Annotated in this window: 15 protein-coding genes; 4 read left to right on the top strand and 11 right to left on the bottom strand. The window is 53.9% G+C overall.

Features of this window, described 5'->3' with window-relative positions:
• Positions 1–42: 42 nt before the first annotated feature.
• Positions 43–849, bottom strand: coding sequence for an amino acid kinase family protein (locus A7E78_RS07930; RefSeq protein ID WP_072283719.1), 807 nt, complete (start codon positions 847–849; stop codon positions 43–45).
• Positions 850–1,871: 1,022 nt separating this feature from the next.
• Here A7E78_RS07930 and A7E78_RS07935 point away from each other — a divergent pair.
• A complete protein-coding gene (locus A7E78_RS07935; protein WP_072283720.1) occupies positions 1,872–2,993 on the top strand; it encodes a KamA family radical SAM protein in 1,122 nt (373 codons plus the stop codon).
• 85 nt (positions 2,994–3,078) lie between these two features.
• Here A7E78_RS07935 and A7E78_RS07940 read toward each other — a convergent pair whose 3' ends face one another.
• The 5 genes from A7E78_RS07940 to A7E78_RS07960 form a co-directional block, all read right to left on the bottom strand.
• Positions 3,079–3,507 carry a macro domain-containing protein gene (locus tag A7E78_RS07940; RefSeq protein WP_072283721.1) on the bottom strand — a complete coding sequence of 143 codons (429 nt, stop codon included), beginning with the start codon at positions 3,505–3,507 and terminating at the stop codon, positions 3,079–3,081.
• Between the two features lie 9 nt (positions 3,508–3,516).
• Positions 3,517–3,807 carry a hypothetical protein gene (locus tag A7E78_RS07945; protein ID WP_072283722.1) on the bottom strand — a complete coding sequence of 97 codons (291 nt, stop codon included), beginning with the start codon at positions 3,805–3,807 and terminating at the stop codon, positions 3,517–3,519.
• Positions 3,808–3,846: 39 nt separating this feature from the next.
• Entirely contained in the window at positions 3,847–4,095 is a 249-nt protein-coding gene (locus A7E78_RS07950) for a MerR family transcriptional regulator (protein WP_072283723.1), read from the bottom strand.
• Between the two features lie 165 nt (positions 4,096–4,260).
• On the bottom strand, positions 4,261–4,581 hold the full coding sequence (locus A7E78_RS07955) for a DUF5320 domain-containing protein (RefSeq protein WP_072283724.1): 321 nt from the start codon (positions 4,579–4,581) through the stop codon (positions 4,261–4,263).
• Between the two features lie 234 nt (positions 4,582–4,815).
• Complete coding sequence (locus A7E78_RS07960; RefSeq protein WP_072285085.1) at positions 4,816–5,796, bottom strand: class II fructose-bisphosphate aldolase; 981 nt, start codon at positions 5,794–5,796, stop codon at positions 4,816–4,818.
• Positions 5,797–6,086: 290 nt separating this feature from the next.
• Between A7E78_RS07960 and A7E78_RS07965 the strand changes: the two genes are divergently transcribed.
• Positions 6,087–7,532, top strand: coding sequence for a glyceraldehyde-3-phosphate dehydrogenase (locus A7E78_RS07965; RefSeq protein WP_072283725.1), 1,446 nt, complete (start codon positions 6,087–6,089; stop codon positions 7,530–7,532).
• An 86-nt stretch (positions 7,533–7,618) separates the two neighbouring features.
• Here the strand turns inward: A7E78_RS07965 and rpsU are convergent, their stop codons facing one another.
• Both rpsU and A7E78_RS07975 read right to left on the bottom strand, forming a co-directional pair.
• Positions 7,619–7,813 (bottom strand): 30S ribosomal protein S21, encoded by a 195-nt coding sequence (rpsU, locus tag A7E78_RS07970; protein WP_072283726.1) that lies wholly within the window; start codon positions 7,811–7,813, stop codon positions 7,619–7,621.
• Positions 7,814–7,924: 111 nt separating this feature from the next.
• Positions 7,925–9,037 carry a THUMP domain-containing class I SAM-dependent RNA methyltransferase gene (locus A7E78_RS07975; protein WP_072283727.1) on the bottom strand — a complete coding sequence of 371 codons (1,113 nt, stop codon included), beginning with the start codon at positions 9,035–9,037 and terminating at the stop codon, positions 7,925–7,927.
• A gap of 150 nt (positions 9,038–9,187) precedes the next feature.
• On the opposite strand from A7E78_RS07975, the gene A7E78_RS07980 reads away from it, so the two are divergent.
• Together A7E78_RS07980 and A7E78_RS07985 are read left to right on the top strand one after the other, a co-directional pair.
• Positions 9,188–10,096, top strand: a complete 909-nt coding sequence (locus A7E78_RS07980) for an ATP-binding protein (RefSeq protein ID WP_201257995.1) — start codon at positions 9,188–9,190, stop codon at positions 10,094–10,096.
• Between the two features lie 72 nt (positions 10,097–10,168).
• On the top strand, positions 10,169–10,900 hold the full coding sequence (locus A7E78_RS07985; protein ID WP_072283728.1) for a PilZ domain-containing protein: 732 nt from the start codon (positions 10,169–10,171) through the stop codon (positions 10,898–10,900).
• A 362-nt stretch (positions 10,901–11,262) separates the two neighbouring features.
• Here the strand turns inward: A7E78_RS07985 and aat are convergent, their stop codons facing one another.
• Genes aat through A7E78_RS08000 form a run of 3 tightly spaced genes read right to left on the bottom strand, consistent with a single transcriptional unit; the run spans position 11,263 to position 14,520 of the window.
• On the bottom strand, positions 11,263–11,958 hold the full coding sequence (aat, locus tag A7E78_RS07990; RefSeq protein WP_072283729.1) for a leucyl/phenylalanyl-tRNA--protein transferase: 696 nt from the start codon (positions 11,956–11,958) through the stop codon (positions 11,263–11,265).
• Positions 11,959–11,980: 22 nt separating this feature from the next.
• Entirely contained in the window at positions 11,981–14,221 is a 2,241-nt protein-coding gene (gene clpA / locus A7E78_RS07995; protein WP_072283730.1) for an ATP-dependent Clp protease ATP-binding subunit ClpA, read from the bottom strand.
• Between the two features lie 11 nt (positions 14,222–14,232).
• Positions 14,233–14,520 carry an ATP-dependent Clp protease adaptor ClpS gene (locus A7E78_RS08000; RefSeq protein WP_083553203.1) on the bottom strand — a complete coding sequence of 96 codons (288 nt, stop codon included), beginning with the start codon at positions 14,518–14,520 and terminating at the stop codon, positions 14,233–14,235.
• Positions 14,521–14,529 lie beyond the last annotated feature (9 nt).

Here is a 14,529-nt window from a genome sequence, read left to right on the forward strand (position 1 = left end):
CCTGTACCACAAAGGAAATTTTCTTGCCACAGCTTTATCAAGCTACTTGCGGACTACAGTACCGACTTTTTCGCCACGCATGGCCTTCTCGATATTACCGCGCTTATGACCATTGACTATGCGGATTTCTTGAACATTGGCGGCATCGCGAAGCAAATAGAGCAATTTCTGTTCAAAGACCAGATCTTCCATGTCCAGGTCCAGCAACTCCGCAACCGTAATATCTTCAATCAGTGTGGCATCGGGGTTAACAACCGGGTTTTCAGTAAAAAGGCCATCGACATTTTTAACCAAAATGCAGCTCTTGGCGCCGAGGACTTCCGCCATAAGGAAGGCACCGGTATCGGTACGGTGCGGCGGTATCAACCCGATCCCCGGCGGGTGCTCGAACAGACCGTATGGAGGAGTCCCATGGGTAACGGGCAACATGCCGAGCCTGAGCATCGTCGGCAACTCGAGCAACTCGCCACTGGCAACGCAAGTCCCACCCCATTTGGAGAGAAGCAACGCTACCATTTCGGCATTTTGTTCGCTGATCTTGCTTGCCAGTTGAGCCAATACACCCGTTGGCATACCGAGATCTATGCCCAGGTCGAGAATGTGTCGGACCCGAACCCCGCCACCGGTCACTACCAGCATCTGATACGACTTGGACAGCTCGCCAACTTCTTCCATCAAAGGCAACACCACCTCTCGGCCGAAGTCGATGGTGCCGTGGCCTCCGATTTTGACCACATGCAGGTCAGGCAGCAGCCGCAATTGTTCAACTTGCGCATGTTTCTTCATCAATCCCTTGCGACCAAGGGTTTCCCCCCGCAACTTGTTCTCCAACTCGTGCCTACCAGCCATAGTCAAATCCTCTCCTGTTAATCATATGAAAAACTCGCACATAGAAATTTCCGACTTGAGATTGCTTTTCTCTTACAGGCTATTAATAACACAACATTACCACTAAACCACAATTCATTTTACCCGCACCTCCGCCAAAAAAAATCGGAACTGTAAACGGTGCCCAGGTCTTTGCTGCCAAGTTTCACATCAAGGCCTGTACAAAGCATGTTTATGATGGATAAAGTTGTAGGGAGCCTTAAAATCAGAAAACCCGCAAATTCTTCCCTGGAGAGCTCCAAGGGTCCCATCAGAACGTTAAAACCGCCCCTTAGAGGCCCCAGTCAGGCGGGTCGTAGGCAACGGCCAAAACTAAAGGAGAGGGAGAAAAAAAGCAATACATTGATATAGCAGGTCATGAATTGTCGCGACACGACCACTATTGCAGACCTTGAACCGAAACCAAGGAAAAGGCAATGTGGATGATAAACAACCAGAAACACCCTCCGGAGAAGAGCTCTCCCAGAGAAAAGTTGCCTTGTTCTATAGCTCTTGCGCTAACAACTCTGCAAAGCCGAATCCAAGACACTAGAAAGCAGAACACTATTTTAAAACTTACATAATTTCGTATAATTACAGCCAGAACTGCTTTAAACATAGGGGCGAACGGCAATAACATCGTTCCCAAACAAATCAGAATTAAAAGATACCTGGCTAATTTGCGTTATAAAAAAAACTATGTTATGGTCTATCAAACAACATGATCACGACAGACGGGATACGCAGAGTTGCGCCCCTCACTAAATAAGCGCCACAGGCCGCACCTCGAAGCGAACAGCCTTCTATCGCACCGTCATCAGCATTATCAGTAATACCTCCCGCCGGGCACCAAGCACTGACTGCAGCCAAATCGTCAGCCGTAGGCCAGCCGACCAAATTACAAGCCCGCGCCAAGGAAAACCTCTTCTCGACAAAGCTCGAGAGGCCAGGTATTGCTGTCTCGTTTTTTTACTAAAAACGGGCAGGCATAAAAGGAGCAAACCATGACCAAAACCAAATACCTAAACAAGCTGAGCCAGGTTTCGCAACTTGCAGACATACCCGCCGCCGAGCTTCGAAAATTAGAAGAAGTAGAACAACGCTATGCGTTTCGCAGCAATGAATACTACCATTCTCTGATTGACTGGAACGACCCCCAAGATCCGATTCGCCGCATTGTTATACCCCACAAGGATGAATTGGAACGCTGGGGCCAACTCGATGCTTCCGGAGAGCATAATTATGCCAAAACCCGCGGCCTGGAACACAAGTATCCCGACACCGCCCTATTGCTGACCAGCGATGTCTGCGGCGGCCTGTGCCGTTTCTGTTTTCGCAAGCGCCTCTTCATGGCCGACAACAACGAAGTCAACCGTGACGTCTCGGCCGGGCTCGAATATATTCGCAACCACCCGGAAATCAACAACGTGCTGCTGACAGGCGGCGACCCGCTACTCCTTTCGACCCGGAATCTGGAAACGATCATATCCGAACTCCGCACAATCGACCATGTTCAAATCATCCGCATTGGCAGTAAGCTACCGGCCTTCAATCCCTTCCGCATTTTAGATGACCCCGATTTGCTGCGCATGCTCAAGCAATACAGCCTGCCCGAACGTCGAATTTACCTCATGGCCCAATTTAACCATCCTCGGGAGCTGACCCCCGAAGCAGTTCAAGCTTTGACACAAATCCGGGAAGCCGGGGTTGCCGTCATGAACCAAACACCTTTGATCCGCGGCGTAAATGATGATGCCGCGACACTGACCGAACTGCTTAACAAGTTATCGTACATGGGCGTTTCCCCTTATTACGTATTTCAATGTCGCCCAACCGAGGGAAACAGCGCCTATACCGTTCCCATCGAGGAAGGTTACCAAATCTTTTCCGAAGCAATCAGCAAATGCTCAGGCCTGGCCAGACGCTGTCGTTATAGCATGTCCCATGTCAGCGGAAAGATCGAGGTGGTCGGCATGACCGCCGAGCAAATATTTTTTCGCTATCATCGCCCGGCCGACCTTGATCAGAATCCCGGAGAAATCATCGCCTGCACACGAAATCCGGACAGCTATTGGTTCGATGACTATATGGACGACGGCCCCGCCGCAGTTGCCAACTGCCGCTAACCGTCAGCCCGACAGAGCAAAAAACACCAACACCCCGCGCGTCCAATGACGGCGGGGTGTTTTGTTTAGCGTTCTCGGGCCGGGATCAAGCCTGGGTGATGATATAAAAACGCTTATCGAAGTGCCGTTCCAGCAAAGGCCGCACCTGACGCCATTCTAAGCCACCCCCACCGCAACCAGGGCGGGGCAACACGACCTTCGACCAGCCCTGCTGATTCGTGAGCTCGACCAGTTCTCGGCAGGAACGTTCGATGATACTCAACTCCGGCACTTCGAAGGGGCTATTTTCGACCGGGAAACTGTACAGACCGTTGCCAAGGTGAAAGACATGATTGCCTTCGACTCGAATGAGAGAGCCCAGCTTCTCCGGCAGATCGGGGAAGCGATCTTTGGCCTGTCGGGCACAGCCGCGGGGCATCATGCATTGCCCTTTCCTGCTCACCTGGCCTCCCGTGGTTATGCCGACGGCAGCAGTACCGTAATAATCCCACAGATCACCAAAGATTTCCTCCACAGCCGACTCCTATCCCACAATGTCGCGCAACTGATCGACGAGGAAATCGAACATATCCTCCCGTTTGGGCTGATAGCCGGGAGGGATACTGTTCACGATGTTTTCCAGCTCATTCAGCACCCTGCCGTCCGTACTTTGCACGGCATCCATCACCGCCTCGAACATGGGGATCACCTCGTAAAGATCTTCACCGTCAAAAGGCAGGGGGTCCGGTTTGCCCTGAAATTTCTGTTCATCTCGAAGCTCTTTTTTACGGCGATACTTAAACTGCAAATCCGACGGCTTTATAGTAACTCCCACTGCGACCTCCCTCTCTTTCTGCCTGTATTTTAGGCATCTTTACTCACAGCTGCCGCAGCCACCGGCCTTACTACAAGCCGACCGACAGGTCGCACGGCCATTCTGCCCGGCTTCGCTGGCGCGAAACGCCGCAAAACTTTCCTGGGCCACTACCCAGCCGCCTTCACTCTCCAGACCTTCCAGCAAACCGCGCTTGATAAAGAGAAGCACGTTGACTGGCGTGGTTCCCAGGGCTTCGGCCACCTCAGCCACTGTCATATCAGTTGACTCTGATTGCTTGCTTGCCATCTTCGTATTCTCCTTTGCTTGATGCGTTCACGCCATTGTTACAGCGCTTGTAGATATCCCTGACTCAACCAACTTACTCCCTGGAAGTTGCAGGGATCGGGCCAGACATAAAAAAGCGGACCAGGCTAGTGCCTGATCCGCTTTTTATCTGGACAAATTACAAGATCAATCTTCCGTCACACCTCCCAGAGTCGCAAGGCGCTGATTGAGAGCCTTCAGCGTTTTTTCCAACCGACCAATTCGATCCTTGAGCTGATCGGCTTCGTTGACCGGCGGCTCTATTGGCCCCCCCATCCCGGACTCCGGAAACCCTGCACCGCGGCGGAATGCCACCCCCCGGCCACCCTGGGCGCGACCACGGCCACGACCGCATCCATAAAATCCGCCTTGTCCATAGCCGGGCTCGTCATACCCGGCGCAATACCCCAACTGCCGTCCGGTCATCTGCCCGCGTCCCAGCGGTCCCGTTCTATCTCCTCTTGGCATCTGCGCCTCCTTTCAGCCACCTTGCGGTGGCACGTCTTTTTTGTGGGCCACACCAACGATTGGCCAAACAACACTTTTAGATGCTTTTCACACCTAGAATACAAAACCACACCATGCTTGTCAAGGGAGCACCCCTGCCAAACTCCAGCCCTGGAAGCAAGGTCAAAAACAAAACGGCAGGCCACCCTGAGGGCGACCTGCCGCATAGTCATTACTTTTCAATGACGCTAATTTTTAGGCTTGTCCGGCGCTGCCAAGAACCTCCTTGTTCTTGTGCTTAATCAATCGCACCAGCTCGCTGCGGGCGGCCCCGAGATATTTACGGGGATCGAATTCGGCCGGATTCTGCGCCAGGTACTCGCGCACCTTGGCGGTTACCGCCAGGCGGCCATCGGAGTCGATATTGATCTTACACACCGAGCTGGCCGCAGCCTTACGCAATTGCTCTTCGGAGACGCCGACCGCTCCCTCCATCTTGCCGCCATACTGGTTGATCAGTTCGACATATTCGGGCACCACGCTGGATGAGCCGTGGAGCACAATGGGAAAGCCGGGGATGCGTTTTTCGATTTCATACAGAATGTCGAACCGCAACGGAGGCGGCTCCTCACCAGGCTTAACCTTGAATTTGAAGGCCCCGTGACTGGTGCCGATGGAGATAGCCAGGGAATCGACTCCGGTCTTGGCGACGAAGTCTTCGACCTCTTCCGGCTTGGTATAGGTAGAATGCTCGGCCTGAACTTCGTCCTCAATACCGGCCAGCACACCGAGCTCGCCCTCGACGGTCACATCGTGCTCATGGGCGTATTCGACCACCTTGCGAGTCAAGGCCACATTGTCATCGTAAGGCAGGTGGGACCCATCGATCATCACCGACGAAAATCCCGACTCGATACAAGCCTGACACAGCTCAAAAGAGTCGCCGTGATCCAGGTGAAGAGCGATGGGAATCTGTGAGCCCATTTCACGGGCCATCTTCACGGCACCCATGGCCATATAGCGCAACATAGTTTCGTTAGCGTAATTACGAGCGCCCTTGCTAACCTGCACGATGACCGGTGAGGCGGTCTCCACGCAGGCGGCAACGATAGCCTGAAGCTGCTCGAGATTATTGAAATTATAAGCCGGAATAGCGTAACCGCCACTAACCGCCTTTTGAAACATTTCTCGAGTATTGGCCAGCCCCAGCTCCCGATAATATACTTGCTTGCTCATGTCTGATCCTCCGCTATAGTTATGCAGCGCCAGCTCAACGCCTATAATCAATTGGCCGCCACTGGCCGACAAAGCCGGTTCTTTCGGGCAGCAAAAAAGTCGTAACCGCTTGCCGGCCCGACATTGAACAATTAATAGCAGATTGACAAATTAAGTCCAGCCAAAAGTCGTACCAAAATCAAGCGAATTGAGTTGAAAATTAGGCGCTACTCGTATAATATGTGGGGCCGTTTGGCCACCTGAAACGGTCATTAACGGTCGAAAAAAACAGCCACCGAAAGGGAGTAACCATGAGCATGGACAAGTACCAAAAATACCTTAACGACTGGATGGGACAGGACGAAGCCGCCCAGACGATGCTGCCTTTGATTGGCCAGCTTTATCGTAGCCGAGGCGTCAACACCAACGTCTACGGTCAGTCGCTGGTCAACAAAACGGTTATCGACATTCTTAATGCCCACGGCTTTGCTCAACAAGTTCTTGGCAGCAAGTTGTCGATTCTCGACACTTTTCCGATCCTGCAAGCCATCAGCAAGCTCGACCTGTCTCCCTCACGGATCGATATTGGCAAACTGACGGTCAAGTACCGCACCCTGAAGGACCAACAATCAATCGATGAGTTTGTTGCTCAGGAACTGGCCGACGTCAACAACGGCCGTGGCTCCCTGCTCAGCGAACCGCGAGACGTGGTCCTGTACGGATTCGGACGCATCGGCCGCCTGCTAGCCCGCGTGCTGGTAGAAAAAACCGGCAGCGGCGACAAGCTGCGGCTGCGAGGCATTGTAGTACGCAAAGGCACCGACGAGGACCTGATGAAACGCGCCAGCCTGCTGGAGCGTGATTCGGTCCACGGCCCCTTCAATGGCGTAATTGACTTTGACGAAGAAGAAAATGCGATTATCGTCAACGGCAACATGATCCGCCTGATCTATGCCAACTCTCCGGAGAGTATCGATTACACGGCCTACGGCATCAACGACGCCATCGTCCTCGACAATACCGGCCTCTGGCGCGACCGGGAAGGGCTCGGCAAGCACCTGCAGGCCAAAGGGGTATCGAAGGTCATTCTCACCGCTCCCGGCAAGGACGACATCCCCAACATCGTATTCGGCATCAACGACGACCAGGTCGACGCCAAGGAAACCATCTTCTCGGCTGCCAGCTGCACCACCAACGCGGTGGTACCGGTACTCAAAGCCATCAATGATCGGTTCGGTATCGAAAGCGGCCACCTCGAAACGTGTCACTCGTATACCAACGACCAGAACCTGATCGACAACTATCACAAAAAAGAGCGCCGCGGACGGGCTGCCGCCCTTAACATGGTTATCACCGAAACCGGTGCCGCCAAAGCATCGGCCAAAGCCTTGCCCGAACTGGCAGGCAAGCTGACGGGCAACGCTATCCGCGTGCCGGTAGCCAATGTTTCTCTAGCGGTCCTTAACCTGAACCTTCAAAAAGAAACCAGCGTCGAAGAGCTCAACGGCTACCTGCGCGATCTGGCGCTTCATTCGCCCCTGCAAAACCAGGTGGCTTATGTCAACTCGCCGGAACTGGTTTCGAGCGACTTCATCGGCTCTCGCCACGCCAGCGTCGTCGATTCACTGGCCACCATCGTCGAAGGCGACCGCTGCGTTCTCTACGTCTGGTACGATAACGAGTTCGGCTATACCTGCCAGGTCGTACGCCTCCTGCAAAAAATTGCCGGAATCGAACTACCAGCCTTGCCGGCCTGATCGGCGACAAGCTGACCACCAATAAAAAAGAGGGCCGATCCTGGGGATCGGCCCTCTTTTTTATTGGTCATTTAAACAGCGAGGCTTTAGAACTTCTTCATCAGCCGCATTTTTTTACGCAAACGGCGCTGGGCTTCCTTCTCTTTGCGCTTGCGCTTAACACTCGGCTTTTCGTAGAACTTGCGCTGCTTCATTTCCCGAAACAGTCCCTCCTGCTGCAACTTACGCTTGAGTACCCGAATGGCTTTTTCGACATTGTTGTCGACCACTTGGATTTCCAAAGACAATCACCTCGCTTTCACTGATCTAAATACTTAGGCCTTCAGCACGTGAAGGCATCCGGAGATATTAAGCAAATATAGCAGAAAGATCAAGGAAAAATAGCCCCATCACTATTCCACAGTAAACAGTCCGACACGGATCCCGCCATTCTGCAAGCTGGCGGCCTGCGCCAGAGGTAAACCGATTCTTTTAGCCAGGCGGGGTTCGGGACACAAAAAGGCTCGTTGCCACTCAGGCAGCACCTGCCGATAAACGCGCCCCAGAGCGCGATAGGTATCGTCCAATTCACCCCGGCCAAGACGAGTTCCGTAGGGCGGATTAGAGAGAGCCAGTCCCGGCGGTGCCGCCGGGGGAGAGAAATGCTGATTTAACTCCAACGGCTGAAACGACAGATATTCCTCTACTCCGGCCCGTTTGGCGTTTTGCCGGGCGGCATCGATCACGGTCGTTTCACGGTCGGCTCCCACCAACATCGGGCAACTATTTTTCTCCTGTTTAGCGGCTTCCAGCAGAAGAGCCTGCCAAAGCCCCGGGCGATAACGGGGCCAGTCCATAAATGCAAATTTTCTCTGGGCTCCGGGAGGCCGTTGAAGGGCCAGCAAGGCTCCCTCTACAAGGAAAGTACCCGAACCACACATGGGATCAAATAACGGCCGATTTCCCTGCCAGTCGAGCAACATGAGGATGCCGGCAGCCAGGGTTTCACGTAAAGGCGCCGGCCCTATATCCTGACGATAGCCACGGCGGTGAAGCAACTCACCAGAGCTGTCCAAGGACAATCGACAAATATCGTCCTCCAAAGAAACAATTAACAGCTGTTTCGGTACATTTTCCTCAGCACCAACTCCCCCCAGAGCCTTGACCATGGCCTCTTTGAGAGTATCTGAAATGCGCTCGGTATGCTGTAAGCGCGAGCGACGGCTGGTCACCCGCACCTGCAGCCGCGTTCCCGGCTTAACATAGCGTCCCCAGGGCAACCTCAGAGCCTTCCGATAGAGAGTGGGAAAATCCCGACAGCGCACCTCACCCAGCCGAGCCACAACACGGCTGGCGGTGCGCAACCAAAGATTGGTCAGGTAAAGTTCCCGCAATCCACCACAAAACTCAACCCCACCGGGAACTGCCTTAACGCCGGGAATACCAAGCGCGATCAATTCGGTCGCACAAACGCCTTCCAAACCGGGTGCCGTTGCGGCGAATAATTGTTCGGTGTGCTTTTTCACTTAGACAAAACCTTTTTCCTGCTCGCAAAAGGGAAAGCGATCCTAACACAAGGACCATTCGCTGGCAATTGGACTGCCTTGCAACGTGCAGGCAATAGCTCCCTCTGTTATCCTTTATATGAACTACAAGAACTCTCGGAAAGGGCCACAATGGATATCGAACGATTGGACATTGACTGGGAGTATGTTGTCGAACGCCTTGACCGAATACTTGATCTCGGCGAAGAGTATCTGACGCGCCGGCTCGTGGAGTATCAGCTTGATCCGGGGATATTCCGTAATTATATCGCTTTTCGCTGGATACAGCATCCTGACAATGGCTATTTGGCTGAGGTAGCCCACCCTGATCTGGCCGACCATGATGAGCTCTTCGGCATTGATCGAATTCTGGAAAATCTACAGCGCAATACCGAACAATTTGTCCACAACTATCCGGCTAACAACGTACTTCTGTGGGGCGAACGGGGTTGCGGCAAATCGGCGGCCATCAAAGGCCTGCTTAAACTCTATTTTCAAGCCGGATTGCGCCTGGTCGAGGTGCAGAAGGAAGACCTGTTCCAACTTCCGCAAATAACTCATCAGCTACGAGACCAACCCTACCGCTTTATCCTGTTTTGCGATGACCTTTCCTTTGACGAAGGGGAACCGGGCTACCGAGAACTCTATTCTTTACTTGAGGGTGGCATCGAAGAACCTGCCGGCAATATCCTGCTCTACGCCACCAGCAATCGACACTACCTGCTGCCAGATCGTTTAAGCGACAACTCCGATGGTCGACACCCCCAATCCGAAGAGGCCTGGTCGGAAAAACTTTCCCTGGACGACCTCTTCGGGATCAGTCTCGGGTTTTATCCCATGAGCCAACCGGTCTACCTGGAAATCGTCGGCTACCTGGCCCAGCAGCGCCGCTTGATCATCTCCGAAGAGGAACTTCATAGCGCGGCCCTGAGTTGGGCAATGGAGCGAGGCAGTCGCTCCGGCCGCGTAGCTCGGCAATTCATGGACGACCTCAGCGGCCGAATGGCGATGGAGGGCAAAATTGCCCCTCTTTCAGACTGAACAATGGAATACTATTTGCTGTCTTACAACTGTTGTTTCCCACTTCCAACAGTGAAAGGGTATTTGAGTATTATGTACAGCCGCTATTTTACCCCAGGTCAAAGACTGCAGGTTCAAACCTTGTATGAGGACAACCTCCCGGCTCGTCGCGAAGCGATGAACGTCCTGTTCACCAATTACGAGCTCGGATATTTCGATGTCGCCATCCCCCATAGCTGGCCCGTCAAGGAAGGGCTCCCCTTTCCGGAAGGAAGTCCCCTGGAGATCGTTTCGGAACGATACGGCCTTTGGCTCAAATCGTCGGCCTCATTTCACAGCCAGCCCTCCGACAAAGTGATTAGACTGCGCATGAACGACGACCTATGCATCTTTCGTCATAGTCCGCAACAACGAGTTGAAACGCAAATTGGTCTGTGTTATAGCGCTCGCAGAGGGGATTTGCCGACTTTTCATCGACAATGGCGGCAACAGATCAAAAAACTGTCCACCACGGCTACGGCCCTGACAGCGCCCTCTTTTAGCCGGGGCCAGGTGAACCTCAGCGCCAGCGGGATTCGTATGCCGCTCCAGACAGCCGTGGAAAAGAACGACCTCTGCCTTTTGATGCTGTCCCTGGACGATGCGAGTGATCCGATCTGCACCCTGACAGAGGTCATCTGGACAGCGCCACAGGAAGAAGGGCAAGGCATCACTACCGGCATGCAGTTTCTCAACATTCTGCAAAAGGACCAACAGCGAATCGAGCAGTTCGTTAACCGAAACCTGCCGCGTAAAACCAAAGGCCCCGCCGTGGCTGACCGCTAAAAGAAGACAATTTTTGTTAATACATTCGGTTGTTTCCCCGACCAGCATGGGCGCAACCGCCCCAGAGCAAGGACCTCGGCGACAGGTACGACCATAGCGAACAGCGCTCCTGCCCCACACAATCAAAGCAGAACAACCCATTGATTCACATAGGTTTTTCGGTTCCATCCACAGGTTAGTGGAAAACCCTGTGGGGAACACCTCTTACCCAAGCGAAAGCCCCCCTGCCGTGGGGCATCCTAGCTGTTTGCCTATTTTTTGGGCACCGCTTGACAAGTCTTTTCTTTAGAACAACCGCCCCCGTATTCAAGGCGGCCACTTCATGGGAAAAGAGGCCACTCCCGGCGATGGCACTGGAAGATCTAACCGTCAAAACTTGCTGGAAAAGGCCCGGAAACAGGCCGGCCGGGAGCCACATCACCTTCCACAAGGTGCTGCAGAAACTCGCTGCGAGGAATAGTGCGGGCGCCAAGAGAAGCGAGGTGGTCGGAGGGAAGTTGACAGTCAACCAGAACGAAACCCCGCTCCCGAAGATGCTGAACAAGGGTTGCAAAGGCGATCTTTGACGCATTGGAGACCCGAAAGAACATGGACTCACCGAAAAAACAGCGGCCCAGACAGACACCGTAAAGCCCCCCGACCAAATTGCCGTCCAGCCAGGCTTCCACCGAATGGGCATAACCGGCTTCATGCAGCCGACAGTAAGCCGTTCGCATCTCATCGGTTATCCAGGTACCGCCATTCTCCTGGCGCAAGGCCGCGCAGCTATCGATGACTTGTGCAAAAGAGCGGTTACTCGTTATATGGAAGGGATTGCGGCGCAAAAGCTTACCAAGACTACGACTGACCTTCAATTCACTTGGAAACAACACGCAACGGGGATCGGGACACCACCAGAGAGGCGGTTCACCTTCGTTGAACCAAGGGAAGATACCAAGGGAATAAGCCAACAATAAGCGGTGGGGGGAGAGGTCCCCCCCCACCGCCAGCAAACCTTCAGGATCAGCCAATTCCGGATTGGGAAATACGAGCTGCTCAGTGAGACGATAGATCGTCATCCACGGCCACCGATACTAAATCTCATTGGTATCGGAAGGTCAGGCGATCCTGACGGCAACCGATCTTAACCGTACCACCGTCGGCCAACTCTCCGAACAGAACTTCGTGGGCTATGACGTCGCTGATCTCGTTCTGAATCAGCCGCGCCAAGGGCCGAGCACCGTAGATCGGATCGTACCCACGACGGGCCATTAAAGAACGTGCCGCAGGGGACATTTTAAGGGTCACGTTTCGATCCTCAAGGCGCTGACGCAGTTCGTTAACAAACTTATCGACGATACGCAGCATCGTTTCTTCACCAAGGGACATGAAGGGCACGATAGCATCCAGGCGGTTACGAAATTCCGGCGAAAAGGCCCGCTCCACCGCTTGGGTAGCGCTGCCCGGAGAACCACCGCCAAAACCGATGGACTTGGCGGTCAGGTCCCGGGCCCCGGCGTTGCTGGTCATAATCAGCACGACGTTGCGAAAATCCGCCTTCTTACCGTTATTATCGGTGAGGTGACCGTGATCCATGACCTGCAATAGAATGTTGAACAGGTCGGGGTGAGCCTTTTCGATTTCATCAAGCAGCAACACCGCATAGGGATGCTTAACAACACTTTCGGTCAACAGGCCGCCCTGCTCGAACCCCACATAACCGGGAGGGGCACCGATCAGGCGAGCAACGGAATGTTTCTCCATGTACTCGCTCATATCAAAGCGCAAGAACTCAACCCCCAGCTGCTGAGCCAACTGCTTGGCCACTTCGGTTTTACCGACCCCCGTCGGCCCGGTAAACAGGAACGACCCGGTCGGCTTCTCCGGATGGCTGAGACCGGCGCGGGCTCGCAGTACGGACCTGCAGAGCAAATCAATCGCCTCTTCCTGACCGAAGACCTGCTTTTTCAGATCACGATCGAGATACTTGAGCCGCTTGCGGTCGGAACTGGAAACAGTCCGCTCGGGAATCCGGGCGATAGAAGCCACCACCTTCTCCACCTCGGGAACACCGATGGTATGCCCGGTCTTATCCGTCAGACGACAGGCAGCGCCGGCTTCATCGATGACATCGATGGCCTTGTCCGGCAGATGACGATAATTAATATGACGGGTAGCGAGTTCCGCCGCCGCCCGCAAAGCTTCATCGGTGTAGGTCACCTGATGGTGGCTTTCGTAGTGCTCACGCAGACCGGCCAGAATTGCTACCGTCTCGTCGATGGTCGGCTCGATCACGTCTATCTTCTGAAACCGCCGCGATAGAGCCCGGTCCTTGTCAAACAGGTTCTTGTATTCTTCATAAGTGGTAGAACCGATACAACGCAGAGCACCGGAAGCCAGAACGGGCTTCAGGAGATTGGACGCATCAAGGGAACCGCCGCTGGTAGCACCGGCGCCTACAATGGTATGAATCTCATCGATAAACAAAATGGCATCGGTACGATCTTCAAGGGCCTTAAGCACCGCCTTGAGGCGTTCCTCGAAATCGCCCCGGAACTTGGTACCGGCCAGCAGCGCCCCCATGTCGAGAAGATAAATATGCACCCCCCGTAAAACCTTGGGCACCCGCTCCTCGTAAATCATCAATGCCAGACCTTCAGCCATGGCCGTTTTACCGACCCCCGGCTCACCGACATAGATAGGATTGTTCTTACGACGACGGCAGAGCACCTGCACAGTGCGCTGCAATTCCTTTTCCCGGCCGATCAGGGGATCGATACGGCCTTCCATGGCGCGCTGCAAAAAGTCGACGGTATAAGCTGCCAGGGGATCGTTTTCCGCCTCGCTCTGCCCTTCCTTGGATGGTCGTTTTCCACCATCGGGAAAGGGCTTGCCCCCTTCCTGTCTCGGCACCTTGCTGACCCCGTGACTGATATAGCTGAGCACATCAAGCCGCGAGACTCCCTGCTGCTCCAGCAACTGCACGGCATGGGATTGCTCCTCTTCAAGCAGGGAAGCCAACACGTCGCCAACGGAAATCTCCTTTTTCCCCGCCGAATGAAGATGCAGTACCGCCCGCTGCAAAACCCGCTGCAGTCCAACGGTCTGCTCGGGCACAATTTCCTTACCTCCGGGCAGGCTCTCAAGATGGCCGGTAAAAAAATCCTCCAGCAGGGTTTTTAACCCTTCCGGGTCGCCACCACATGCCTCGATAATCTCCTGGCCATGCTCTTCAAAGAGCAAAGCATAGAGGACGTGTTCCGTGGTCAGGTATTCATGATGGCGCTTCTGCGCCTCCCGTACCGCAAGGGAAAAGGCAATCTGGACTTCCTGAGTGAACATAGGCTTTCCCTTCAGGCCCTCTCAAGGCTGCATTTCAGGGGATAGCCGGACTGCTGGGCCATACAATGCACCCGGGCTACCTTGGTCTCGGCAATTTCATAGGGATAAGTGCCACAAACGCCGACCCCCTGAGTGTGAATATTCAGCATGATACGATGAGCTTCCGCGGGCGACAGGTGAAAAACCGTCTCCAAGAGACTGACCACAAATTCCATGGTGGTATAATCGTCATTATGCATCAGCACCTTGTACATCGAGGGCAGCTCGTTTTTGCTGCGGCACTGTTTTTCAACCTGCATATTTTCGTT

The organism is Syntrophotalea acetylenivorans, assembly GCF_001887775.1.
Taxonomy (GTDB): Bacteria; Desulfobacterota; Desulfuromonadia; order Desulfuromonadales; family Syntrophotaleaceae; genus Syntrophotalea_A; species Syntrophotalea_A acetylenivorans.

Excerpts from the sequence above, each read along its gene's own strand:
- A7E78_RS07980 (WP_201257995.1), top strand. The coding sequence starts at position 9,188 with ATGGATATCGAACGATTGGACATTGACTGGGAGTATGTTGTCGAACGC.
- A7E78_RS07985 (WP_072283728.1), top strand. The coding sequence starts at position 10,169 with ATGTACAGCCGCTATTTTACCCCAGGTCAAAGACTGCAGGTTCAAACC.
- A7E78_RS08000 (WP_083553203.1), bottom strand. The coding sequence starts at position 14,520 with ATGCAGGTTGAAAAACAGTGCCGCAGCAAAAACGAGCTGCCCTCGATG.
- A7E78_RS07930 (WP_072283719.1), bottom strand. The coding sequence starts at position 849 with ATGGCTGGTAGGCACGAGTTGGAGAACAAGTTGCGGGGGGAAACCCTT.
- A7E78_RS07960 (WP_072285085.1), bottom strand. The coding sequence starts at position 5,796 with ATGAGCAAGCAAGTATATTATCGGGAGCTGGGGCTGGCCAATACTCGA.
- A7E78_RS07935 (WP_072283720.1), top strand. The coding sequence starts at position 1,872 with ATGACCAAAACCAAATACCTAAACAAGCTGAGCCAGGTTTCGCAACTT.
- clpA (WP_072283730.1), bottom strand. The coding sequence starts at position 14,221 with ATGTTCACTCAGGAAGTCCAGATTGCCTTTTCCCTTGCGGTACGGGAG.
- A7E78_RS07965 (WP_072283725.1), top strand. The coding sequence starts at position 6,087 with ATGAGCATGGACAAGTACCAAAAATACCTTAACGACTGGATGGGACAG.
- A7E78_RS07950 (WP_072283723.1), bottom strand. The coding sequence starts at position 4,095 with ATGGCAAGCAAGCAATCAGAGTCAACTGATATGACAGTGGCTGAGGTG.
- A7E78_RS07955 (WP_072283724.1), bottom strand. The coding sequence starts at position 4,581 with ATGCCAAGAGGAGATAGAACGGGACCGCTGGGACGCGGGCAGATGACC.
- aat (WP_072283729.1), bottom strand. The coding sequence starts at position 11,958 with ATGACGATCTATCGTCTCACTGAGCAGCTCGTATTTCCCAATCCGGAA.